Below are 24,546 nucleotides of genomic sequence, written 5' to 3'. Positions count from 1 at the left end.
TCCCGCGTTGATCGGCACTATCTTCCATGACGATCGTAGGGGAGGGCGATGCTGATTCGGCTCGGCTATGAAATTGCCATTGAATGCGTTGCAGCAACGCCGGTCGTTTCATTGCTCGATATCCACAGGGATCGCCAGGCCGACATCAAGCGGCAGACGCGCGTGCTGACCTCGCCGTCGGTCCCGACCAGGGTCTACCACGACCTTTTCGGCAATAGCTGCCGCCGCTTCACGGCGCCGGCCGGAAGCTTTCGCATCCTCTATGACGCGGTGGTCGAGGACAGCGGCGAGACGGACGAAGTCAACACGCTGGCGAGAGAAGTCCCGGTTGCCGAATTGCCGGACGAGGTGCTCGGCTATCTGCTCGGCAGCCGTTACTGCGAGACCGACCATCTCGGCGACCTGGCCTGGCAACTTTTCGGCCAGCTTCCGCCGGGCTGGGCGCGGGTGCAGGCCATCGTCGACTATGTCCACAACCGCCTGTCCTTTGGCTACGGCTATGCGCGCTCGACCCGCACGGCGGCGCAGGCGCATGAGGAACGCGTCGGCGTCTGCCGCGACTTTGCCCATCTGGCGATCACGCTCTGCCGCTGCATGAACATCCCGGCCCGCTACGTGAACGGCTATCTCGGCGATATCGGCGTGCCCGCCGATCCGGCGCCGATGGATTTCTCGGCGTGGGTGGAAGTGTTCCTCGACGGCAGGTGGTACACTTTCGATCCTCGCCACAATGTGCCGAGGATCGGCCGCGTCGTCATCGCCCGCGGCCGCGACGCCACCGACGTGCCGCTGCTGCACAGTTTTGGCCCGCATCGGCTCACCCTGTTCAAGGTCTGGACGCACGAGCAGGAAGGTAATCTGTTCAAGCCGCCTTGTCGTGGCGTCGACAAGACGGTCAGCGCACGGATGCTGGCCTAGTCTTTCGGGACACATTCACAGTCCGTGTTTCCATTTCCCGCCACCGCGATCGTGCTGAACCGGTTCGATACATCTCGTCTGTACCGGATTGGGACGCAGTCCAGTCGTCCTGAATTGCGAGCCTGTTCGTGGTAAGCGCTTTGTCAACAAAGCCGTGCCGGCGCAGCTTTCGTTTACCCGCTGTTTACCCTGCCGCCGCTCGAAACCGTTTGGAAACAATGACCTGATCGCGGGCCGGTCGCTTTCCCGGGCCTGGCGGCGCGATCCGGCCGGATTCCTGCAATGCACGTTCGGACAGCTGCAGGCTGTAGCGAATGGAGGCGGAAGGAATGCGGCGTTTCGGGGGTCTTGTTCAGACGATCGGCGGCTTTGCCGGGGATCGCAGCGGAAATTTCGCGGTCCTGTTTGGGATAATCGGCTCAGTGCTGGCACTGAGTGTCGGCTTTGCGGTCAACGTGTCCCAACTCTACAATGTAAAATCGAGCCTGCAAGGCGTGGTCGATGCAGCGGTCACCTCGACGGCCCGCGACCTGACAACCGGCGTCATCAGCGAGGCCGACGCCAGCAAATCGGTGCAGGCCTTTCTCGATGCCAACAGCACGGCGGGTATCCTCCAGGACAACCAGATCGTCCTCGACAATCTGGTTGTCGACAGGACAGCCAAGACTGTCCAGGCGGACGTCCATGTCAACGTCAACTACTATTTCCCGCTTTTCAGCACGGTTGGCATGCAACGCGTCCCCGCATCGACGACGGCGCTCTATTCGGACAAGCAGATCGAAGTCGCGATGATGCTGGACGTGACCGGGTCGATGGCCGGCCAGAAAATCATCGATCTACGGGCGGCCGCGGCGAATGCTGTCGACAGCTTCCTGGGCGGCCAGGACCCCTCCAAGCCACGTGTGCGGGTTGCCATCGTGCCTTATGCCAATTCGGTGAATGCAGGTACACTTGCCGCCAGCAGCGTCTATGTGGAAACCACCGCCAGTCAACGCAAACAGGCGCCGGCCAATGACGCCGTGCAGTATGTCTCGGGCTTTATCCGTCCCGATAATTGCGCCACCGAGCGCAAGGGGATCTATCAATATTCGGACGCAGGCCCCGACGCCAGCATGGTCAACCGCGACTACCTGCTGTCGTCCTTCGCCTGGCAGACCGGCACCGCCGCCTGCCCGATCGCCGCGCTGATGCCGCTGACAGCGGATGCGACGGCGCTCAAGACGGTCATCAAGAATTTCGTCGCCTCCGGCGGCACCGCCGGCCATATCGGCGTGCAGTGGACCTGGTACATGCTTTCGGAAAACTGGGGCAGTGTGATGAAAGCCTCGGAACGGCCGGCCAAGATGGATCCAAAGAAGGTTGCCAAGATCGCGATCCTGATGACCGATGGCGAATTCAACCTGTCCTACTTCGATGCGAGCACGGTCAGCGACGTCTACAATGACGCCGGCAAGGAGCCGACCCGCACGGCCGCCAAGAAACTTTGCGCTGCCATGCGCGACAAGGGCATCGAGGTCTTCACCATTGGGTTTGACCTAAACGAAACGAATGCCAAGGCGACACTCCAGGATTGCGCGAGCCCGGACACCGCCAAGATCAAGCACTTTTATCAGGCGGCCAATGGAACGGAACTCAACCAGGCTTTCCAGGATATAGCGCGCAACGTCGAGATGTTAACCGTAACCAAATAGGGACAACAGCCCAAAAAGGAAAAGGCCGCCGCTTCTCGCGAAGCCGGCGGCCTTCCGTGTTTCCGTCCATGGCGCGGCTCCTGGCGGCGACCCTGGTCGCCAGCCGCGCATCTCGCGCCTTAGCGGGAAGACTGCTTCCCGAAAGTGCGATCCGCTGAGGCCACGTTCTGGAAAACGAAATCACTCGACATCGGATCACCTCCTTTCGATTTGTTGAACACTCCCTCATGATGGGGTGTCATCCGGCAAATGGCAAGGCGCGGCACCCGAAAATCCTGAACAAGCCTGCTTGTGCACTCGGGCGGCTTGCGGCCGGCCGATCGGGCAGGCAAGATCGAGCCGCTATTGTTCCGGGCCACTATTTTGCCGGATAAGGGAGGACGGGGATGGAGGCAGCCGAGAGAGCGGCCCGGATTGTTCGGACGGTCATCGAGACGCTGAAGCCGGGTTTTGCGGTGAGGCTGTGGACAGGCGAGCGGATCGGCCCGGCTGCCGGCCCGGTGCTCACCATCAACGACCAGGACATCGTCTGGCAGATCGTACGTCGGCCCTCTTTATCGACGCTGATCGAGATGTGGATTGCCAAGGCGGTCGACGTCGAAGACGGATCGCTGTTCGATTTCTACGCCTTGCCCACGCACGGCAAGCTCAGGACGAAGCTCAAGACATTGCCGAAGCTGGCGATCCTGCGCGACCTGCCGGCGGTGCTGTTTTCGCGAAAACAGATGACGACGCGAACCGATCTTTCCGGCCGCAATCCTTTCGTCAGCGGTTCGAGCAAGGAGGCGATCCAGCATCATTACGACATTTCCAACGCATTCTACCGGCTCTTCCTCGACGAGCGCATGGTCTATAGCTGCGGCTACTTCAAGGATTTCGCCAACGATATCGATCAGGCCCAGAGAGACAAGCTCGACCATATCTGCCGCAAGCTTCGGCTGAAGCCCGGCGATAGATTGCTCGACATCGGCTGCGGCTGGGGAGCGATGCTCATCCATGCGGTGAAGAATTATGGCGTCGTCGGCCACGGCGTTTCGCTATCGGAAGCACAGACCGAGCTCGCCCGTGAACGCATCCGCGCCGAGGGGCTGGAGGACCGCATCACCATCGAGATAAAGTCCTATGCCGAGCTGTCCGGCTCCTTCGACAAGATCTCGTCGATCGGCATGTTCGAGCATCTGGGGCTTGCCAACCATACGGCCTATTTCTCGAGGATCCATCGCCTGCTCAAGCCGGGCGGCATCTATCTGCACCACGCCATCACCCGGCGCGACAAGGGCAGCTTGAAGAAGACGCTGCGCAAGGGGCCGGAATTCAAGGCGCTGATCAAATACATTTTTCCGGGCGGCGAACTCGATACGATCGGCATGACGCTCGGCAATCTCGAGGCGCACGGCTTCCTCGTCTACGACGTCGAAAATTTGCGCGAGCACTATGCGCGCACCTGCAGGCTATGGGCCGAGCGCCTCCACACACGCTTCGACGAAGCTATCGCCGAGGTCGGCGAAGCCAAGGCGCGGCTCTGGCTGCTTTATCTCACCGGCTGCTCGATTACCTTCGAACGCGCCTCGGCGCAGGTTTTCCAGACCGTCGCCACAAGGCGCGCGCGTGGGCCGAGCGGCCTGCCGCCGACGCGGGCGGATTTGTACCGATAGCTACAGGAGGCGCATCGTGGCGCCGATCTCGACGCGGGCCGGTCGATCGACGGTGCAGTAGACGCCGAGGTTATGGGCGTTGTGGCGGACCAGGCTGCGCAGGATTGCCGGGTCGTGGTCGAACCCGTCCTGGCCAATGATGGTGAAGCCGCAGCGGCGGCACGGCTCGGAGATGGTCAGGAGCAGGTCGCCGATTGCCAGCTTGCGCCCGATCCATTCCGTCTCGGGGAACGATCCCTCGACCTCCGGCATATCGACGACGATGTTGGGGCGGAAGCGGCGCGCGTCGGCGGTGCCCTCTGGATGCAGCACTTTCAAACGCGCCAGTGAGGCGGTGGTCAGCAGATGAATAGGGGCTTTGACGTAGCGTTCCGTCAGCGGAGGGCCGGCGTAATCCGGAGCCGCATTTTCCCGACGGAACGGCCGGATGGAAGCCGCAAAGCCGAGATAGGCGCAAATGGCGCGATCACTTTGCGCGCCAGGTGCCGAAAGCCAGCGTCCGTCGGGGATGGCGACCTCCAGCCTGCCGGCCTGCGACAGCCGGGTGCGGATGCGGGGCACCTTGTGCCATTTCGCTTCGCGGTCGGGCCGTGCGATTTCATCGGTCGAGGTATCGACAAGACCAAACAGGCGGTCGCCTTCGACGGTATGCCAGTCGACGGAGATCGCCTGCTGAAACTCGCCGGCGAGCGAGCTCGCGGGATAGCGCCAAAGCTCGGTGACGGCGCCCAATGCGGGTTGCATCAGCCCTTCTTGTTTTGCCGGTTGGCGATAAGGTCGTCGACGACCGCCGGATCGGCCAGCGTCGAGGTATCGCCGAGCGCGGCAAAATCATCCTCGGCGATCTTGCGCAGGATGCGTCGCATGATCTTGCCGGAACGCGTCTTCGGCAGGCCGGGCGCGAACTGGATCTTGTCGGGCGAAGCGATGGCGCCGATCTCCTTGCGGACATGGGCGACGAGCTCCTGGCGCAATTCCTCGCTTGGCGTCTCGCCGGCCATCAGCGTGACATAGCAGTAGATGCCCTGGCCCTTGATATCGTGCGGGTAGCCGACGACGGCGGCCTCCGAGACCTTCCCATGCGAAACCAGCGCCGATTCGACCTCGGCGGTGCCCATGCGGTGGCCGGAGACGTTGATGACGTCGTCGACGCGGCCGGTGATCCAGTAGTAGCCGTCAGCATCGCGGCGGCAGCCGTCGCCGGTGAAGTATCTGCCCTTGTAGGTCGAGAAATAGGTCTGCACGAAGCGGTCGTGATCGCCATAGACGGTGCGCGTCTGGCCCGGCCATGAGTCGGCAATACAAAGATTGCCGCTGGCTTCGCCTTCGAGCACCTTGCCGTCGGTATCGACCAGCTGCGGCTTGACGCCAAAGAAGGGCCGCGTCGCCGAACCCGCCTTGAGGTGGGTGGCGCCCGGAACCGGCGTGATCATGATGCCGCCGGTCTCGGTCTGCCACCAGGTATCGACGATCGGCACCTTGCCATTGCCGACGACGTTGAAATACCACTCCCAGGCTTCCGGATTGATCGGCTCGCCGACGGTGCCGAGCACGCGCAGCGACTTGCGCGACGTTTTGGTGACATGGGCATCGCCGGCGCCCATCAGCGCGCGCAACGCCGTCGGCGCCGTGTAGAAGATGTTGACCTTGTGCTTGTCGATCACGTCCCAGAAACGCGACTGCGACGGGTAGTTCGGCACGCCTTCGAACATCAGCGTGGTGGCGCCGTTGGCGAGCGGCCCGTAGACGATATAGCTGTGGCCGGTGACCCAGCCGACATCGGCGGTGCACCAGTAGATATCGCCGTCATGATAGTCGAAGACATATTGGTGGGTCATCGAGACATAGACGAGATAGCCGGCGGTGGTGTGCAGCACGCCCTTCGGCTTGCCGGTCGAGCCGGATGTGTAGAGGATGAACAGCGGGTCCTCGGCATTCATCTTCTCGGGCTTGCATTCGGCCTTAACCGTGGCGACCTCGTCATGGTACCAGACGTCGCGCCCGGCGGCCCAGCCGGTCTTGCCGCCGGTGCGGCGTACGACCAAGACCTTTTCGACTTTTGTTCCGGCCTTGGCGGCGATCTCGATCGCCTTGTCGGTGTTCTCCTTTAGCGGGATCGGCTTGCCGCCGCGCAGGCCTTCGTCGGCGGTGATGACGAAGGTCGACTTGCAGTCATCGATGCGTCCGGCCAGCGCATCCGGCGAAAAGCCGCCGAAGACGACCGAATGAATGGCGCCGATGCGCGTGCAGGCGAGCATCGCATAAGCGGCCTCCGGGATCATCGGCATGTAGATGGTTACGCGGTCACCCTTCTTGACGCCGTGCTTTTTCATCACATTGGCGAAGCGGCAGACATGCGCGTAAAGCTCGTTATAGGTGATCTTCCTGTCGTCGTAGGGATTGTCGCCTTCCCAGATGATGGCGGTCTGTTCGCCGCGCTTCTTCAGATGCCGGTCGATGCAGTTCCAGGAAACGTTGGTCTGGCCATCCTCGAACCATTTGATCGAGACCTGGCCGTCGAAGGACGTGTTCTTGACCTTGCTGTACGGCTTGAACCAGTCGATGCGCTTGCCGTGCTTGCCCCAGAACTTGTCCGGGTTCTTGACGCTGTCGGCGTACCATTTCAGGTAGGTGTCGTTGTCAATCAGCGCGTTCTTCTTCCACGCCGGCTGGACGCGATGGACATGAACATCGGACATTTCTTCGCCTTCCTCCCCAAAACCAAACCGCCGGCTTGACTGCCGGCAGGATCGCGGCGATGCGGCCGCGAATTCGCGCGCATTATTAACAGTTCGGCCGCGACGGCAACATTAGACGTTGGATTCGCGCGGCGGGATGCCGCAGGTGCCTTGCCGGGCGGTGTCAGCACTCTCGTGAGGCGGCTGCTAAGCGCATGTTTTTGCGGGAGGAATCTAGTTTGATCGCAGAAATATCAATAGACGAATAAGTAAATGGGGTGCACAATTTCAGGCTGGGAGGAAGGAGAATCAACCAGGGGACCGCAATGCGCGACCATTCAGAAATGGACCTGATGCTCAAGGGCTATGGCTTGACCACGGCCAAGATTCTTTATCACTTTCCAGATCACCCGCATCTGCTGCAGAGCTTCATCTGGCAGGATTACGACATCGCCCCGAAATTTCCCGTGCTGATCCGTTTCATCGAGTTCTGGAAGGCCAAGCTCGAGGGCCCGCTGCATTCGGTCAGCTACACGCACCAGAAGCTGATCGCGCCGAACGAATGGCGCAAGGTCGACGGCGAGTTCGTTCTGCATTAGCCGGGCGGGCGGCAGCCTGGGAGCCGCCGCCCAGCTTTTGGAGCGTTAGACTGCGGGCGGGTTCAGCCGGGCAAAACCCTCCTGCCGGCGATAGGGAAAATACGGATAGGGTGCGGTGATCTCACTTGCCGTGTCGAGCTTCTTCATCTGCTCGGCTGTCAAGGACCAGCCGACGGCGCCGAGATTCTGGCGCAACTGCTCCTCGTTGCGCGCGCCAATGATGACGGAGGCGACGGTCGGCCGCTGCAGCAGCCAATTGATGGCGATCTGCGGTATGGTCTTGCCGGTTTCCTCGGCGACAACATCAAGCGCGTCGACGACCCGATAGAGATGCTCATCCTCGACGGGCGGTCCGAAGCTTGCCGTGTCGTGCAGCCGGCTTTTCTCAGGCAGCTTCTGGCCACGGCGGATCTTGCCGGTCAGGCGGCCCCAGCCGAGTGGGCTCCACACCAGCGCACCGACGCCCTGGTCGAGGCCGAGCGGCATCAACTCCCATTCATAATCGCGTCCGACCAGCGAGTAATAGATCTGATGGGCGACGTATCGGGGATAGCCATGTCTATCCGCCAGGCCGAGCGACTTCATCACTTGCCAGCCGGAAAAATTGGAGACGCCGACATAACGCAGCTTGCCGGCGCGCACGAGACTGTCCAGCGTCGACAGCACCTCCTCGATCGGTGTTGCGGCGTCGAAGGCGTGCAGTTGCAGCAGGTCGATGTAATCGGTGCCAAGACGCTTCAGCGCGTCTTCGACGGCCTTGATCAGGCGTGAACGTGACGAGCCGGCATCGTTGGGACCGTCGCCCATCGGCAGCGAGGTCTTGGTCGAGATCAGCACGGCGTCGCGGCGGCCCTTGATGGCAGCGCCGAGCACTTGTTCGGAAGCGCCACTCGAATAGACATCGGCGGTGTCGAACAGGTTGATGCCGGCCTCAAGGCAGATGTCGACCAGCCGCCGTGCTTCCGTCGCATCGCTGTTGCCCCAGGCGCCGAACAGCGGGCCTGAACCGCCGAAGGTTCCAGCGCCGAACGAGAGCGCCGGGACTTTCAGGCCTGATGCGCCAAGATTTCGATAATCCATGGGTTTGCTCCTTGTCGAAGGATGGCTGTTTCAAAGATTGGTTGAGGTTTGCGTTCTATGACCGCGCGATTTCCGGTGTGGCGAGGACAGGATCTCGGTCGAGACGCAGCGCAAACGCCGCCACGGCGAGCGCTGAAAGCGGCAACAGCGCCGCGACCCAGGTGACGGCACCGAGGCCGGGACCATGGGCGATGACCACGCCGCCGAGCCAGGCGCCGGCCGCATTGCCGAGGTTGAAGGCGGCGATGTTGAAGGATGAAGCTAGGCTCTGGCCGGCGCCTTGCGCCTTCTGCAACACCCATAACTGTAGCGGCGCGACGGTGGCGAAGGCGGCGGCGCCGAGCAGGCCGACATAGATAACGGCCATGACCTGGTTGTGCAGGGCGAAGGTCATGGTGCCGAGCACCATCGCCAGCACGACGAGACTGCCGAGAACGGACGGTACCAACCAGCGGTCGGCGAACTTGCCGCCGGCGAGGTTGCCGGCGATGAGGCCGCCGCCGAAGACCAGCAGGATCGGCGACACCGCTGCTTCGTCAAAACCGGTGATCTTGGTCAGCAACGGGGCGATGTAGGTGAAGACGGCGAAGACGCCGGCATAGCCAAGCACGGTGGTGGCAAAGCCAAGCAGGACCGGCGTGCGGCAGAGCACGGCGAGATCGGCGCGCAAATTGCTCTTCTCAGGCTCTGTTCGGCTGCGCGGCACCAGCAGCAGAATGATGGTAAAGGCGGCGATGCCGACCAGGGTCACCGCCCAGAAGGTCGCGCGCCAGCCGAAGGCTTGGCCGAGCCATGTGCCGAAGGGCACGCCGAGGATGTTGGCGATGGTCAGGCCGGTGAACATCAGGGCGATCGCCGAGGCTTTCTTGTTGGGCGCCACCAGTCCGGTCGCCACGACCGAGCCGACGCCGAAGAAGGTGCCGTGGGCGAAGGCGGTCAGTACGCGCGCACCCATCAGCGTCCAGTAGTCTGGGGCAAGCGCACAAGCGAGGTTGCCCAGCGTGAAGATCGCCATCAGCGCCAGAAGCACGGTTTTGCGCGGCCAACGGCCGGTCGCGATCGTCAGCAGCGGCGCGCCGATGACGACGCCCAGCGCATAGCCGGAAATCAGCTGGCCGGAAGCCGAGATCGAGACGCCGAGATCAGTGCTGACGTCGAGCAGCAGGCCCATGATGACGAATTCGGTGACGCCGATGCCAAAGGCACCAGCGGCAAGAGCGTAAAGAGCAAGGGGCATGGCGGTTCCCACTTCGATGACGACCAGTTTTGACGACGGGCGCCGTGTCCTCCCACGCCCCGATCCGGAAGATCGTGCCGCGATGTGCTGTGAACCAGCCTTGCATCGGGCACATCGTCTGTGAAATAAATTCACCAATGGGTAGGCCCGACATCAATCGCTCCGGCGAGATCGAAGTGTTCGTCCGCGTCGTCGAGGCGGGCAGCTTTTCAGCCGCTGCCCGTGCGTTGCGGATGACGCCGTCGGCGGTGAGCAAGCTGATCGCGCGGCTGGAGGCGCGGCTTGGTGCGCGGCTGGTCAGCCGTTCGACGCGCAAGCTGCAACTGACGCCGGAGGGGGCGGCGTTCTTCGACAGCGGCGTGCGCGTCCTGGCCGACATGGCGGCGGCCGAGCGCGAGGCAGCGGCGGGTGCCGCGCCGCGTGGCCGGCTGCGGATCAGCAGCTACGTGCCTTTCGGGCAGCACCGGCTGATCCCGCTTTTGCCGCGTTTTCTAGAGCGCTACCCCGAAATCTCGGTCGATCTGGTGTTGACTGACGATGTCATCGACCTGATGGAGGAGCGCGCTGACGTCGCCATCCGCGCCGGGCCGCTCGGCGAATCACGGCTGGTGGCGCGCAAGCTCGGGCAGAGCCGGGTGGTCGTCGTTGCGGCGCCATCGTATCTCGAAGCGCGTGGCACGCCCAAGGAGCCCGCCGATCTCGATCGTTACAACCGGATGGGCTTCCGTTTCGTACGTCACCTCGAGGGCTGGCCTTTTATCGACGCGGCCGGCAAGCCGATCACCCTGTCGATCATCGGAAATACGCTGGTCAGCGACGGCGAGGCGATGCGGCTGATGGCGCTCTCGGGGGCGGGCATCGCCCGGCTGGCACGCTGGCATGTGGAGGCCGACATTGCCGCCGGCCGGCTTCTGCCGCTGCTGGAAGAGTTCAACCCCGGCGACGAGGAACTCACCCACGCCGTCTATGTCGGCCAAGGCAAGCATCTGCCGGCGCGGGTGCGGGCGTTTTTGGACTTTTTGGTCGAGACTGTCCGGCTGACCTGAGCCCAAAAAAGATCGGGAGCCTGCCGGCTCCCGAAGCATCGAATCGAAGGTGAGTTTGAGTTACGTTTTCGGGACAACGGGCGCCGGACGCCGGCCCGCAGCCTGACGTTCCACCATCCAGCCGGGGTATTCGGCGGGCAGGGCACTGACTTCGTCGAGGCGAACGAGATCATCGGCATCGAGCTTCAACTCGGTGGCTGCAAGGTTCTGTTCCAGCTGCTCCATGCGGCTGGCGCCGATGATGACGCTCATCACGAACGGCTTGGCCAGCACATAGCCGAGCGCCACCGTGGCGACGCTGACGCCGTGCTTGGCGGCGATCTCGCGCATGACGGCGACTGCTGCCCAGGCACGGTCCTCATTGACCGGCGGGAAATTGAAGCTGGCGCGACGGCCCTCGCCATTGCCGGGGGCGCCCGGTCCGTATTTGCCGGAGAGCAGGCCGCCAGCCATCGGCGACCAGACCATCAGCCCGAGCTTCTCCTCGTTGAGCAGCGGCACGATTTCGCGCTCGAGTTCGCGGCCGGCGATCGAGTAGTACGACTGCACGGTCTCGAAGCGGGCAAAGCCTTTGCGCTCGGCAATACCCAGCGCCTTGGCAACGCGCCAGGCCTGCCAGTTCGAGACGCCGACATAGCGGACCGTGCCGGCGGCAACGAGGTCGTCGAGCGCCCGCAGTGTCTCGTCGATCGGCGTCACCGTGTCGGTGCCGTGCAGCTGGTAGAGATCGATGTGATCGAGCTGCAGCCGCTCGAGGCTGCCTTCGACCGAATCCATGATGTGGCCGCGCGAGGAACCACGCTGGTTCGGGCCCCCGCCCATGGCGCCATGGACCTTGGTGGCGATGATCACGTCCTGTCGGTTGACGCCAAGATTCCTGAGCGACTGGCCGAGAAGCCGTTCCGAGGCGCCGAAGGAATAGACATCCGCCGTGTCGAAGAAATTGACGCCGGCGGCGAGCGAGCGGGCAACGATCTCGTCGACGCCCTTCTGGTCGAGGCTGGCGATCAGGCCCCATTGGGCATTCTCGCCGGCCGCGCCGAACGTCATCGTGCCGAGGCAAAGTTCGGAGACGAACATCCCCGTATTTCCAAGTTGATTGTAACGCATGGGTGGCTCCAGACGGGTTGAGAATAACTCGACCCATATAGGAACGAAACGTTCCGTTTCTATACGCTGGCGCAGTCAATGTCAGCCTGTGGCCTAAGGTCGGCTGCGCCTCATCTGGCGCCGAAAATTGCCGATCCAACCCTGACACTGGTCGCGCCGAAGGCGATCGCGGTTTCGTAGTCGCCGGACATGCCCATGGAGAGCTTGTCGACGCCGGCCTCAAGCCCAAGCTTTTCCAGCAGCGCGAAATGCGGACCGGGGTTCTCGTCGGCCGGCGGAATGCACATCAGCCCTTCGATGGCGAGGGCGTGAACCGAGCGGCAGCGGGCCACGAAGGCGACAGCCTCGCGCGGCTCGATGCCGGCCTTTTGCGGCTCGGAGCCGGTGTTGACCTGGACATAGAGCCTTGGTGACCGGCCTTGCCTGGCGATCTCCTTGGCCAGCTCTGCGGCGATCTTTTCACGGTCGACGGTTTCGATGACATCGAACAATGCCACCGCTTCCTTGGCCTTGTTCGATTGCAGCGGACCGATCAGATGCAGCTCGATGTCGGAAAATGCCTCCTTCAGCACCGGCCATTTCGCTTGTGCTTCCTGGACGCGGTTTTCGCCGAAGACGCGCTGGCCGGCCTCGATAATCGGGCGGATATCGGCGGCGTCGAAGGTTTTCGAGACTGCGACCAGCGTCACCGCTCCGGCCTCACGGCCTGCCTCGCACTCGGCGGCAGCGATCCTTGCCTTGACCGTGAAAAGCTGTTCGACGGCGCTCGCCATGCCTATATCCTGCCTGTGTTTGGCTTTTCGCCGGATCGCCGCAGTTGACGGGTCCGGCAATCCATGGTGAACACCGCGACGACATTTCCTGAGCCGCCCGGGCATTGTCCGGCGGCTCGCGCATGCTTTTAAGTGAAAAACACCCGATGGCAACCGAACGATACAATCCGCGCGCGTCAGAGCCCAAATGGCAGAACGCCTGGGACGCCAAGAAGCTGTTCGAAGCCGACAATGACGACCCGCGCCCGAAATACTACGTGCTGGAGATGTTCCCGTATCCGTCGGGGCGCATCCATATCGGCCATACCCGCAACTATACGATGGGCGACGTGGTGGCGCGCTACAAGCGGGCCAAGGGTTTCAACGTGCTGCACCCGATGGGCTGGGACGCCTTTGGCATGCCAGCCGAAAACGCGGCGATGCAGAACAAGGTCCATCCCAAGGACTGGACCTATCAGAACATCGCCGCCATGCGCGAGCAGCTCAAGGTCATGGGCCTGTCGCTCGATTGGGCCCGCGAGTTCGCCACCTGCGACGTCGACTACTATCACCGCCAGCAGATGCTGTTCCTCGATTTCGTCGAGAAGGGGCTGGTGACGCGCAAATCCTCCAAGGTCAACTGGGATCCGGAGGACATGACGGTGCTTGCCAACGAGCAGGTCATCGACGGACGCGGCTGGCGCTCAGGCGCGCTGGTGGAACAGCGCGAGCTGACGCAGTGGTTCTTCAAGATCACCGATTACGCGCAGGATCTGCTGGATTCGCTCGACCAACTCGACGACTGGCCGGAAAAAGTGAAGCTGATGCAGGCGAACTGGATCGGCCGTTCGGAAGGGCTGCTGATCCGCTGGCCGCTGGCCAAGCCAGTCGCCGGCGAGCATGAGCTCGAAGTCTATACGACCAGGCCCGACACCATCTTCGGCGCGTCCTTCATGGCGATTGCGGCCGACCATCCGCTGGCCAAAAAGGCCGCCGAGGACAATCCGGCGCTGGCAAAGTTCATCGACGAAGTCCGCCATATGGGCACTTCGGCGGCGGCATTGGAGACGGCCGAGAAGAAGGGTTTCGATACCGGCATTCGCGTTGTCCATCCGTTCGACGAGAGGTGGACGCTGCCCGTCTACGTCGCCAATTTCGTGCTGATGGACTATGGCACCGGCGCCATCTTCGGCTGCCCGGCACATGACCAGCGCGACCTCGACTTCGCCAACAGATACGGCCTTCCGGTCATTCCGGTGGTGATGCCGGAAGGCGAGAATCAAGGAAGCTTCCAGGTCATCGACGAGGCTTATGTCGATGATGGCGCGATGATCAATTCGCGCTTCCTCGACGGCATGAAGCCGGATCAGGCATTCGACGAGGTGGCGAAGCTGCTGGAACAAAGGACCATCGGCAACCGGCCGATGGCCGAGCGCAAGGTGAATTTCCGCCTGCGCGACTGGGGCATTTCGCGCCAGCGCTATTGGGGGTGCCCGATCCCGATGATCCATTGCGAGGATTGCGGCGTGGTGCCGGTGCCGAAGGCCGACCTGCCGGTCAAGCTGCCGGACGACATCGAGTTCGACCGGCCGGGCAATCCGCTCGATCGCCATCCGACATGGCGGCACGTCAAATGCCCGCGTTGCGGCAAGGATGCGCGGCGCGAAACCGACACGATGGACACATTTGTCGATTCTTCTTGGTATTTCGCTCGCTTCACCGCGCCGTGGGCAAACGATCCGACCGATCCCAAGGCCGCGACTGAATGGCTGCCGGTCGACCAGTATATTGGCGGCATTGAGCATGCGATCCTGCATTTGCTCTATTCGCGCTTTTTCACCCGCGCCATGCGCGAGACCGGCCATGTCGATCTCGCCGAGCCGTTCAGGGGCCTGTTCACGCAAGGCATGGTGGTGCACGAGACCTATCGGGTTGGCGGCGCCTCGAACGGCCGCTGGCTTGCGCCTAGCGAGGTCAGGCTGGAAGACGCCGACGGCAAGCGCCGCGCCTTCGAAATCGCCACCGGCGAAGAGGCGGTGATCGGTCCGCTCGAAAAAATGTCGAAGTCGAAGAAGAATACGGTGAGTCCGGAAGAGATCACCGACGGCTACGGCGCCGATACGGCGCGCTGGTTCATGCTGTCGGACTCGCCGCCCGAGCGCGATGTCGAATGGACCGACGAGGGTGCGGCCGGCGCGCATCGCTTCATCCAGCGCATCTGGCGCCTGGTGTCGACGGCTGCCGAATCGCTCGCCGGAGTCCGGCCAGAGGCGGCGAAGGACGGCGAGGCCGGGACAGTGTCCAAGGCCGCGCACAAGATCTTGAAGTCGGTCGGCGAGGATATCGAAAAGCTCGCCTTCAACCGCGCCATCGCCCGCATCTACGAGCTCGCCAATGCCTTGACCGTACCGCTCAACGAGGCGGCAGAGGGCAGGGCCGGTCCGGCGCTGCAAGCGGCCTGCCGTGAGGCCGTCGAGATCCTGGTGCACCTGATCGCGCCGGTCATGCCGCATCTGGCCGAGGAGTGCTGGCAGACGCTCGGCGGCACCGACCTTGTCGCCGAACGGCCCTGGCCGGATTACGATCGCTCGCTTGTCGTCGACGCCGAGATCGTGCTGCCGGTCCAGGTCAACGGCAAGAAACGCGGCGATTTGACAATTGCCCGTGACGCGGATCAAGGTGCGGTCGAAAAGGCGGTTCTGGCTCTCGACTTCGTGCAGAAAGCGCTCGAAGGTAAGGCGCCGCGCAAGGTGATCATAGTGCCGCAGAGGATCGTCAATGTCGTTGCCTGATCCGCGAAAGACAGAGTTGACGCTGCGCCGCGTTGTGCTTTGCGGGCTGCTCGCCTCGGTGGCGCTGGTTTCCGCCTGCACGGTGCGGCCGCTCTATTCGAGCGCGCCGCTGATCGCCGGCTCGCAGGTCGGCGCTGCTGCCGAACTGGCATCGATCTCGGTCAAGCCGGTCAAGACCCGCTACGCCCAGCAGGTCCGCAACAATTTGATCTTCGCGCTCGGCCAGGGCGCCGGCGAGCCGGCTTCGCCGGTCTATTCGCTTGATCTCGGCGTCTCCGAACTCGTCGAATCGGCGGCAATCGAGCAGGTCACGACCGACGAAGACGAGCCGACCGCCGGCACTGTGACGCTGACTGCCAACTATGTGCTCAGCGATGCCAAGACGGGCACGGTCATAGCGAGGGGCAAGCGCTCGATTCCGTCGTCATACGACAGGCCGCGCCAGGAATTCGCGTCATACCGGGCCCAGATCGACGCCGAGAACCGTGCGGCGCGCGAGCTGGCAGATGTGCTGCGGCTGTCGATTGCCCAGGATCTGATCAAGCACGGCAAGCCGGCGGCAAGCTAGGTCTTTCCAGAGTGCGCAATCTGCAAAAAAGGCCGATTGCTCGGCTTTTTTTGTTCGTAGGATAGTCGCTTCAGCCGATCTTCTGCCCGGTCTTTGCCCAGTCGGCGAGGAACAGTTCCAGGCCCTTGTCGGTCAGCGGGTGCTTGACCAGCGCCTTGAGCGTCGCCGGCGGCGCGGTGATGACATCGGCACCGATCAGCGCCGCCTGCTTGACATGGTTCACGGTACGCACCGAAGCGGTCAGGATTTCAGTCTGGAAGTCATAATTGTCGTAGATGGTGCGGATATCGGCAATCAGCTCCATGCCGTCCCAGCCGCTATCGTCGATGCGGCCGACGAAGGGCGAGATGAAGGAGGCGCCGGCCTTGGCGGCGAGCAGCGCCTGGGTGGCCGAGAAGCACAGCGTGACGTTGACCATGCGGCCGTCCGACCGGATGTCCTTGCAGGCTCTCAGGCCGTCGAGCGTCAGCGGCACCTTGATGCAGACATTGTCGGCGATCCTGGCCAGGATCTTGGCCTCCGCCATCATGTCCTTGTATTCGGTGGCGACGACTTCGGCCGAGACTGGGCCCTTGACGATCTCGCAGATCTCTCTTGTGACGTCGGCGATCTTGCCGCCGGATTTCAGGATCAGCGACGGATTGGTGGTTACGCCGTCGAGCAGCCCCAAATCGTTCAGCTCGCGGATTTCCTTGACATCGGCGGTGTCGACAAAAAATTTCATGGCGGTCTCCTGAAGATTTTTCATGTGCACGTCATGCACATTTGGGGTCGGACTTTGATCTAGACCAAAGTCGGGGCAAGGTCACGCCTCATGATCGAAGATTCGCCCTTTGTCGCGGCCGCACCGGTGCTGGTGCCGATGCCCGCCGAGCGCCCCTACACCTATGCCGTGCCGGCTGGCATGCGCGTGGTGCCGGGCTCGATCGTGCGCGTTCCGCTTGGGCCCCGCCAGGTCGCCGGCATCGTCTGGGACGGCGCCGTCGAAAAGGTCGACGCGAAGAAATTGCGGCCGATCGAGCAGGTTTTCGACTGCCCGCCGATCGACCGCGCGATGCGGCGTTTTGTCGATTGGGTGGCGCAGTACACGCTGTCGCCGCCCGGCATGGTGGCGCGCATGCTGCTCAGGGCGCCGGAGGCGTTCGACCCGGAGCCGTGGATCGAAGGGCTGCAGCGCACGTTCGCCAAGCCCGACCGGATGACGGAGGCGAGGACGCGCGTGCTGGAGACGGCCGAAGGCGGACTTGCCTGGACGCGATCCGGCCTGGCGCATGCGGCAGGCGTGTCGTCGACGGTGGTGGACGGGCTGCGGGTGCAGGGCGTATTCCAGACGGTGATGATCCCGCCGCGGCCGGTGGTCGCAGCACCCGATCCCGGCTACGCCGTGCCTTCACTGATGCCCGACCAGAGCGATGCCGCCGAGACGCTGCGCGCCAATGTCGCGACCGGTACATTCGGCGTCACCCTGCTCGACGGTGTAACCGGATCCGGCAAGACGGAGGTCTATTTCGAGGCGGTCGCGGCCGCGCTCGATCGCGGCAAGCAGGTGCTGATCCTGCTGCCGGAAATCGCGCTGACCCACGCCTTCCTCGAACGCTTCCAGGAGCGGTTCGGCGCCAAGCCGGCGGAGTGGCACTCGGACCTGCCGCCAAGGATGCGCGAAAAGGTCTGGCGGCAGGTAGCGGAAGGCGGCGTGCGGGTCGTCGCAGGCGCGCGCTCGGCGCTGTTCCTGCCATTCAGGGAGCTTGGACTGATCGTCGTCGACGAAGAGCACGATCCCGCCTACAAGCAGGAGGATCGCGTCTTTTACAACGCGCGCGACATGGCCGTGGTGCGCAGCCATATCGGCGGCTTTCCGGTCGTGCTCGCCTCGGCGACACCGTCGGTCGAAAGCCGGGTCAATGCCAGCCAGGGCCGCTACAGCAGGGCGGTGCTTTCGGCGCGCTTTGCCGAGGCGGCACTTCCCGATCTCAAGACGATCGACATGCGCCGCGCGCCGCCGGCACGCGGCGGCTTCCTGTCGCCTGTACTGCTCGGCCATATACGGCAGACGCTGGAAAGAAAGGAACAGTCGCTGCTGTTCCTCAACCGGCGCGGCTATGCGCCGCTGACGCTCTGCCGGGTCTGCGGCCACCGCTTCGGCTGTCCGGTCTGCTCGGCCTGGCTGGTCGAGCACCGCTTTCGCGGCCAGCTCGTCTGCCACCACTGCGGGCACAATGAACGCCGGCCCGAAGCCTGTCCGGAATGCGGCACGCTCGATCATCTGGTCGCCTGCGGGCCAGGCGTCGAGCGCATCGCCGAGGAGGTCGTCGCGCATTTCCCCGATGCCCGCACCATCGTCTTGTCGTCCGACCTGATGGGCGGCGTGCGGCGGCTGCGGCTCGAGCTTGAAGCCATCGCCAATGGCGAGGCCGACATCGTCATCGGCACACAACTCGTCGCCAAGGGCCATAATTTCCCCAACATGACGCTGGTCGGTGTGGTCGATGCCGATCTCGGCCTTGCCAATGGCGACCCGCGCGCCGCCGAGCGCACCTTCCAACTGCTCAGCCAGGTGACCGGCCGCGCCGGCCGCACCGGCAAGAAAAGCCTCGGCCTGCTGCAGACCTTCCAACCCGACCACCCGGTGATGCGCGCGATCGTCTCAGGCGATGCCGAGGCCTTCTACGAGCGCGAGATCGCCGAGCGTGAGCGGGCGGGGCTGCCGCCCTTCGGCAGGCTCGCCGGCGTCATCGTCAGCGCGGCGACACGGGCCGAAGCCGAAGGGCACGCCCGTGGCCTGCGTCGCGCCGCGCCGCAGGCCAGCGACCTGTTCGTGCTCGGCCCGGCCGAGGCGCCGCTGTCGTTGATCGGCGGCCGCCATCGCTTTCGCCTGCTGATCCAGGGCGAACGGCGCGCCGACATGCAAGGGTTCATTCGCACCATGCTGGCCGAGGGACCGAAGATAAGGGGCTCGGTGCGAGTCCAGGTCGACATCGACCCGCAGAGCTTTTTGTGAAGGGGCTCAGAGGACAGGCTTCCGTAAATTGCCGATGCCCATCTGGCGTATGTCTCTTGCTTCGTTAGAATGCCCGAAATTTTGAATATCCATTTACGAGGGGACAACATGGAATTTGCGTTTCCGTGGCCGATGAGCCAGGGCGAGTGGCTGGCATGGTCGAGCGCCGTGGTGACCTTGCTGTTCGGCCTGCTGCTGTTCCTGGCGCCAGGATTGGCCTTCCGGATCCTGCGGCTGCAGGTCAGACCGGAGAAGGCAGCGGCGATCGCCGAGGGGCGCGGCCGGATGTCGGGCTTCTATCTCGGCCTCAGCCTGTGCTGCATCCTCCTGGCGCAGCCGCTGCTCTATATGGCGCTCGGCTTCTCCTGGCTGTTCACCGCCTTCGGCCGGCTGCTGTCGATGATGTCGGACGGCGCCAACACGCCGTTCAACTGGGCATCCATCGTCGTCGAGCTGGTGCTGGCGGCGCTGCCTCTGGCCTTCGCCTTCGGCTTTTTGCCCTGAATCAGGGATCAATCCGGGGTTGGTTGCTGAACTCGGCCGGCGGATGCGACAATAGTGCCTGAAAACCATGCCGGACGACGCATTGCGGTCTGAAAATGCCTGTGCTAGACGGCAATCGACTTTCGACCGGGGATAGCGGAAGCCGCGCCTCCGTGCTTGGAAAAATGCAGTAAGGTCAAAGATTTAGCCAGAGTTTTTGCTCGCGCCAACAATCTGCGGCCTGTCAGACAAGAGAAAAGACGGTCCGTGGCCCAATCGTCATCGCCAATCTCAGGTGTCGCAGAACGCTATGCGGGTTCGCTGTTCGAACTCGCGCTGCAGGCCAATTCGGTCGCCAGCGTCGAGGCCGACCTCAATAGGTTCGAAACGATGCTCGAAGGCAGCGCTGACCTTTCGCGGCTGATCAGGAGCCCTGTCTTCTCCAGCGAGGACCAGGCCAAGGCGATCGCCGCGATCGCCGACAAAGCGGGGATCACCGGCCTCACCGGCAATTTCCTGCGCGTCGTTGCCCAGAATCGCCGGCTATTTGCCGTGCCCGGCATGATCAAGGCGTTCCGCCAGATCGCCGCCGAACACCGCGGCGAGACCGCCGCCGAGGTTACCTCGGCGCATGCGCTGACGCCTGCCCAGGAAACCGAGCTGAAGGCAGCGCTGAAAAGTGTCGCCGGCAAGGATGTGGCGATCACGGTCACCGTCGATCCGTCGCTGCTCGGCGGACTGGTGGTCAAGATCGGCTCGCGCCAGATCGATACGTCGCTCAAAACCAAACTCAATTCGCTCAAGCTTGCACTGAAAGAGGTCGGCTGATGGACATCCGCGCCGCGGAAATTTCCGCAATTCTGAAAGACCAGATCAAGAATTTCGGCAAGGAGGCCGAGGTCTCCGAAGTCGGCCAGGTGCTGTCCGTCGGTGACGGTATCGCCCGCGTCTACGGCCTCGACAATGTCCAGGCCGGCGAGATGGTCGAGTTCCCCGGCGGCATCCGCGGCATGGCGCTCAACCTCGAAGCCGACAATGTCGGCGTTGTCATCTTCGGCGCCGACCGCGACATCAAGGAAGGCGACACCGTCAAGCGCACCGGCGCCATCGTCGATGCGCCCGTCGGCATGGGCCTGCTCGGCCGCGTCGTCGACGCGCTCGGCAACCCGATTGATGGCAAAGGCCCGATCCAGGCCACCGAACGCAAGCGCGTCGACGTCAAAGCGCCCGGCATCATCCCGCGCAAATCGGTGAACGAGCCGATGTCGACCGGCCTCAAGGCCATCGACGCGCTGATCCCGGTCGGCCGCGGCCAGCGCGAACTGGTCATCGGCGACCGCCAGACCGGCAAGACCGCGATCATCCTCGACACCATGCTCAACCAGAAATCGGTGCACGACAACGGCCCTGAGAAGGAAAAGCTGTACTGCGTCTATGTCGCCGTCGGCCAGAAGCGCTCGACGGTGGCGCAGTTCGTCAAGGTCCTGGAAGAGCGCGGCGCGCTCGACTATTCGATCATCGTCGCCGCGACCGCCTCCGATCCGGCGCCAATGCAGTTCCTGGCGCCGTTCACCGCCTGCACCATGGGCGAATATTTCCGTGACAACGGCATGCACGCGCTGATCAGCTACGACGACCTGTCGAAGCAGGCCGTCGCCTATCGCCAGATGTCGCTGCTGCTGCGCCGTCCGCCGGGCCGCGAAGCCTATCCCGGCGACGTTTTCTACCTGCACTCGCGCCTGCTCGAGCGCGCCGCCAAGCTCAATGACGAAAACGGCGGTGGGTCGCTGACGGCGCTGCCGATCATCGAAACGCAGGCCAACGACGTGTCGGCCTATATCCCGACCAACGTCATCTCGATCACCGACGGCCAGATCTTCCTGGAAACCAATCTGTTCTTCCAGGGCGTGCGCCCGGCGGTCAATGTCGGCCTTTCGGTGTCGCGCGTCGGCTCCTCGGCGCAGATCAAGGCGATGAAGCAGGTTGCCGGGTCGATCAAGGGCGAGCTCGCGCAGTACCGCGAAATGGCTGCTTTCGCGCAGTTCGGCTCCGATCTCGACGCCGCCACGCAACGCCTGCTCAACCGCGGCTCGCGTCTGACCGAGCTGTTGAAGCAGCCGCAATTCTCGCCGCTCAAAGTCGAGGAGCAGGTCGCGGTGATCTTCGCCGGCGTCAACGGCTATCTCGACAAGCTGGCGGTCAACCAGGTCGGCAAGTTCGAGCATGGTCTGCTGTCGCATATGCGCTCGGCCGGCAAGGACGTGCTCGACGGCATCCGCAAGGAGAAGGCGCTGTCCGACGATCTGCGCGCCAGGCTGAAGGCAGAAATCGACGCCTTCGCCAAGACCTTTGCTTGAGCAGGACGGACGGGATCAGGTTTGAAGCATGCCTTCGTTAAAAGACCTTCGTAACCGTATCGCCTCGGTCAAGGCGACGCAGAAGATCACCAAGGCGATGCAGATGGTCGCCGCGGCGAAGCTGCGTCGCGCGCAGGAAGCGGCGGAAGCGGCGCGTCCCTATTCGGAGCGCATGGGCGCGGTGCTGGCCAATATCACCCAGGCGATCGGCGGCGGCGGCGATGCCCCGGCGCTGATGACCGGCACCGGCAAGGACGACGTGCATCTGCTTGTCGTCTGCACGGCCGAACGCGGTCTGTGCGGCGGTTTCAATTCGCAGATCGCCCGCTTTGCCCGCGACCACATCCGCAAGCTTCTGGCCAACGGCAAGCAGGTCAAGATCATCTGCGTCGGCAAGAAGGGGTTCGACATATTGCGCCGCGACTACGGGGCGCTGATCATCGAGCGTGTCGACCTGCGCGAGGTCAAGACGCTGGGCTTCGTCAATGCCGATGCCATCGCCAAGAAGGTGATCCGCCTGTTCAACGAAGGCGGCTTCGACATCTGCACGCTGTTCTATTCGCAGTTCAAGTCGGTGATCAGCCAGATCCCGACGGCGCAGCAAATTGTCCCGGCGGGCGCGCCTGCGGCTGGCGCGGAAGTGAAGGACGGCGGCAGCGCCGTCTACGAATACGAGCCGGAGCCGGGCGAGATCCTCTCCGATCTCATCCCACGCAACATTTCCGTGCAGGTTTTTCGCGCGCTGCTCGAGAATGCTGCCGGCGAGATGGGCGCCAAGATGAGCGCCATGGACAATGCGACGCGCAACGCCGGCGACATGATCAACAAATTGTCGATCACCTACAACCGCCAGCGGCAGGCGCAGATCACCAAGGAATTGATCGAAATCATTTCGGGCGCCGAGGCGCTCTAGGCACGCCCACAAGGAGGTCATCGACCTCAAGCGTGTGAGAAACAAAGAGACGAAAAGGGTAATGACGATGGCGAAAGCAGCGACCCCGAAGACGGCAGCCCCTAAGGCCGCGGCACCAGCGAAGGCTCCGGCAGCAGCAAAGGCCGCTCCGGCCAAGAAGGCGGCAGCAACCAAGGCCGCCGCTGTGAATACGCCGGCCGCCTCCATCAAGAAAACCGGCCTGGCAGGCAAGGTTCGCCAGGTCATCGGCGCCGTTGTCGACGTCCAGTTTGGCGAACATCTGCCGGCGATCCTGAACGCGCTTGAGACGATCAACGTCGGCAATCGCCTGGTGCTAGAGGTGGCCCAGCATCTCGGCGAAAACACCGTGCGCTGCATCGCCATGGACTCGACCGAAGGTCTGGTCCGCGGCCAGGACGTCTATGACACCGGTGCACCGATTACCGTGCCGGTCGGCCCGGGCATGCTCGGCCGCATCATCAACGTCATCGGCGAGCCGGTCGACGAGGCAGGCCCGGTCGACGGCATCGAGATGCGCTCGATCCACCAGCCGGCGCCGACCTATGTCGAGCAGTCGACGGAAGCGCAGATCCTGGTCACCGGCATCAAGGTGCTCGACCTGCTGGCCCCCTATGCCCGCGGCGGCAAGATCGGCCTGTTCGGCGGCGCCGGCGTCGGCAAAACGGTGCTGATCCAGGAACTGATCAACAACGTCGCCAAGGCGCATGGCGGCTTCTCGGTGTTCGCCGGCGTCGGCGAGCGCACCCGCGAAGGCAACGACCTCTATCACGAGTTCATCGAGTCCGGCGTCAACAAGAAGGGCGGCGGCGAAGGCTCCAAGGCCGCGCTCGTCTATGGCCAGATGAACGAGCCGCCGGGCGCCCGCGCCCGCGTCGGCCTGACCGGCTTGACGGTTGCCGAATATTTCCGCGACCAGGGCCAGGACGTGCTGTTCTTCGTAGACAACATCTTCCGCTTCACGCAGGCGGGCTCGGAAGTGTCGGCGCTGCTCGGCCGCATTCCTTCGGCCGTGGGCTACCAGCCGACGCTGGCTACCGACATGGGCGCGCTGCAGGAGCGTATCACCACGACGACCAAGGGTTCGATCACCTCGGTGCAGGCGATCTATGTGCCGGCCGACGACCTGACCGACCCGGCACCGGCGACCTCGTTCGCCCACCTCGACGCGACGACCGTGCTCAACCGCGCGATTTCGGAAAAGGGCATCTATCCGGCCGTCGATCCGCTCGATTCGACCTCGCGCATGCTCGACCCGATGGTTGTCGGCGAAGAGCATTACCAGGTCGCCCGCCAGGTGCAGTCGATCCTTCAGCGTTACAAGTCGCTGCAGGACATCATCGCCATCCTGGGCATGGACGAGCTGTCGGAAGAGGATAAGCAGACCGTGGCCCGCGCCCGCAAGATCGAGCGCTTCCTGTCGCAACCCTTCTTCGTCGCCGAAGTGTTCACCGGCGCACCGGGCAAGCTGGTCGACCTCGCCGACACCATCAAGGGCTTCAAGGGCCTTTGCAACGGCGATTACGACCATCTGCCGGAGGCCGCCTTCTACATGGTCGGCGGCATCGAGGAAGCGGTCGAGAAGGCACAGCGCCTGGCCGCCGAAGCGGCCTGATGGTGAATGGTCAATAGTGAATTGTGAATGGGGAGT

20 protein-coding genes are annotated in these 24,546 nt (G+C 63.4%); 13 read left to right on the top strand and 7 right to left on the bottom strand.

Annotation, left to right across the window (positions count from 1 at the left end):
• Positions 1-48: 48 nt before the first annotated feature.
• From NKJ91_RS07425 to NKJ91_RS07415, 3 genes are all read left to right on the top strand, one after another.
• On the top strand, positions 49-918 hold the full coding sequence (locus NKJ91_RS07425) for a transglutaminase-like domain-containing protein (RefSeq protein WP_352455019.1): 870 nt from the start codon (positions 49-51) through the stop codon (positions 916-918).
• 329 nt (positions 919-1,247) lie between these two features.
• Positions 1,248-2,609 carry a pilus assembly protein TadG-related protein gene (locus NKJ91_RS07420; RefSeq protein ID WP_352455018.1) on the top strand — a complete coding sequence of 454 codons (1,362 nt, stop codon included), beginning with the start codon at positions 1,248-1,250 and terminating at the stop codon, positions 2,607-2,609.
• A 386-nt stretch (positions 2,610-2,995) separates the two neighbouring features.
• Positions 2,996-4,264 (top strand): class I SAM-dependent methyltransferase, encoded by a 1,269-nt coding sequence (locus NKJ91_RS07415; RefSeq protein WP_352455017.1) that lies wholly within the window; start codon positions 2,996-2,998, stop codon positions 4,262-4,264.
• Here NKJ91_RS07415 and NKJ91_RS07410 read toward each other — a convergent pair whose 3' ends face one another.
• Both NKJ91_RS07410 and acs read right to left on the bottom strand, forming a co-directional pair.
• Positions 4,265-5,008 (bottom strand): MOSC domain-containing protein, encoded by a 744-nt coding sequence (locus NKJ91_RS07410; protein WP_352455016.1) that lies wholly within the window; start codon positions 5,006-5,008, stop codon positions 4,265-4,267. It lies immediately after the preceding gene.
• Positions 5,008-6,963, bottom strand: a complete 1,956-nt coding sequence (gene acs / locus NKJ91_RS07405; RefSeq protein WP_352455015.1) for an acetate--CoA ligase — start codon at positions 6,961-6,963, stop codon at positions 5,008-5,010. The genes NKJ91_RS07410 and acs overlap by 1 nt, the downstream gene beginning before the upstream one ends.
• Positions 6,964-7,268: 305 nt before the next feature.
• Here acs and NKJ91_RS07400 point away from each other — a divergent pair, with 305 nt between their 5' ends.
• Positions 7,269-7,541, top strand: a complete 273-nt coding sequence (locus NKJ91_RS07400; protein WP_023678111.1) for an usg protein — start codon at positions 7,269-7,271, stop codon at positions 7,539-7,541.
• A gap of 45 nt (positions 7,542-7,586) precedes the next feature.
• On the opposite strand, the gene NKJ91_RS07395 is transcribed toward NKJ91_RS07400, so the two are convergent.
• Entirely contained in the window at positions 7,587-8,621 is a 1,035-nt protein-coding gene (locus NKJ91_RS07395) for an aldo/keto reductase (RefSeq protein WP_352455014.1), read from the bottom strand.
• Between the two features lie 55 nt (positions 8,622-8,676).
• Entirely contained in the window at positions 8,677-9,858 is a 1,182-nt protein-coding gene (locus NKJ91_RS07390; RefSeq protein WP_352455013.1) for an MFS transporter, read from the bottom strand.
• Between the two features lie 137 nt (positions 9,859-9,995).
• On the opposite strand from NKJ91_RS07390, the gene NKJ91_RS07385 reads away from it, so the two are divergent.
• Positions 9,996-10,904, top strand: coding sequence for a LysR family transcriptional regulator (locus NKJ91_RS07385; RefSeq protein ID WP_352455012.1), 909 nt, complete (start codon positions 9,996-9,998; stop codon positions 10,902-10,904).
• Between the two features lie 60 nt (positions 10,905-10,964).
• Here the strand turns inward: NKJ91_RS07385 and NKJ91_RS07380 are convergent, their stop codons facing one another.
• Both NKJ91_RS07380 and NKJ91_RS07375 read right to left on the bottom strand, forming a co-directional pair.
• A complete protein-coding gene (locus NKJ91_RS07380) occupies positions 10,965-12,014 on the bottom strand; it encodes an aldo/keto reductase (protein ID WP_352455011.1) in 1,050 nt (349 codons plus the stop codon).
• 110 nt (positions 12,015-12,124) lie between these two features.
• On the bottom strand, positions 12,125-12,787 hold the full coding sequence (locus NKJ91_RS07375) for a YggS family pyridoxal phosphate-dependent enzyme (RefSeq protein WP_352455010.1): 663 nt from the start codon (positions 12,785-12,787) through the stop codon (positions 12,125-12,127).
• Between the two features lie 146 nt (positions 12,788-12,933).
• Between NKJ91_RS07375 and leuS the strand changes: the two genes are divergently transcribed.
• Both leuS and NKJ91_RS07365 read left to right on the top strand, forming a co-directional pair.
• Positions 12,934-15,558: a leucine--tRNA ligase gene (gene leuS, locus NKJ91_RS07370; RefSeq protein WP_023678105.1), complete on the top strand. Its 2,625-nt coding sequence runs from the start codon at positions 12,934-12,936 to the stop codon at positions 15,556-15,558.
• Positions 15,545-16,126, top strand: a complete 582-nt coding sequence (locus NKJ91_RS07365) for an LPS assembly lipoprotein LptE (protein ID WP_023678104.1) — start codon at positions 15,545-15,547, stop codon at positions 16,124-16,126. Before leuS ends, NKJ91_RS07365 begins: the two co-directional genes overlap by 14 nt.
• A gap of 70 nt (positions 16,127-16,196) precedes the next feature.
• Here NKJ91_RS07365 and fsa read toward each other — a convergent pair whose 3' ends face one another.
• Entirely contained in the window at positions 16,197-16,850 is a 654-nt protein-coding gene (fsa, locus tag NKJ91_RS07360; RefSeq protein ID WP_023678103.1) for a fructose-6-phosphate aldolase, read from the bottom strand.
• A gap of 90 nt (positions 16,851-16,940) precedes the next feature.
• On the opposite strand from fsa, the gene NKJ91_RS07355 reads away from it, so the two are divergent.
• From NKJ91_RS07355 to atpD, 6 genes are all read left to right on the top strand, one after another.
• Entirely contained in the window at positions 16,941-19,124 is a 2,184-nt protein-coding gene (locus NKJ91_RS07355; RefSeq protein WP_023678102.1) for a primosomal protein N', read from the top strand.
• A 108-nt stretch (positions 19,125-19,232) separates the two neighbouring features.
• The gene (locus NKJ91_RS07350) at positions 19,233-19,628 is read left to right on the top strand and encodes an AGROH133_08824 family phage infection protein (RefSeq protein WP_023678101.1); all 396 of its coding nucleotides are present in this window, start codon (positions 19,233-19,235) and stop codon (positions 19,626-19,628) included.
• Between the two features lie 246 nt (positions 19,629-19,874).
• The gene (locus tag NKJ91_RS07345; protein ID WP_023678100.1) at positions 19,875-20,435 is read left to right on the top strand and encodes a F0F1 ATP synthase subunit delta; all 561 of its coding nucleotides are present in this window, start codon (positions 19,875-19,877) and stop codon (positions 20,433-20,435) included.
• Positions 20,435-21,964, top strand: a complete 1,530-nt coding sequence (gene atpA, locus NKJ91_RS07340; protein ID WP_023678099.1) for a F0F1 ATP synthase subunit alpha — start codon at positions 20,435-20,437, stop codon at positions 21,962-21,964. The genes NKJ91_RS07345 and atpA overlap by 1 nt, the downstream gene beginning before the upstream one ends.
• Before the next feature lie 28 nt (positions 21,965-21,992).
• The gene (locus NKJ91_RS07335; protein WP_352455009.1) at positions 21,993-22,877 is read left to right on the top strand and encodes a F0F1 ATP synthase subunit gamma; all 885 of its coding nucleotides are present in this window, start codon (positions 21,993-21,995) and stop codon (positions 22,875-22,877) included.
• Between the two features lie 67 nt (positions 22,878-22,944).
• Complete coding sequence (atpD, locus tag NKJ91_RS07330) at positions 22,945-24,510, top strand: F0F1 ATP synthase subunit beta (protein WP_352455036.1); 1,566 nt, start codon at positions 22,945-22,947, stop codon at positions 24,508-24,510.
• Positions 24,511-24,546 lie beyond the last annotated feature (36 nt).

Source organism: Mesorhizobium sp. M0040 (genome assembly GCF_040323505.1).
Taxonomy (GTDB): domain Bacteria; phylum Pseudomonadota; class Alphaproteobacteria; order Rhizobiales; family Rhizobiaceae; genus Mesorhizobium.
Note: the sequence above shows the minus strand (reverse complement) of the source record. Positions and strands in the feature narration are given on the sequence as shown.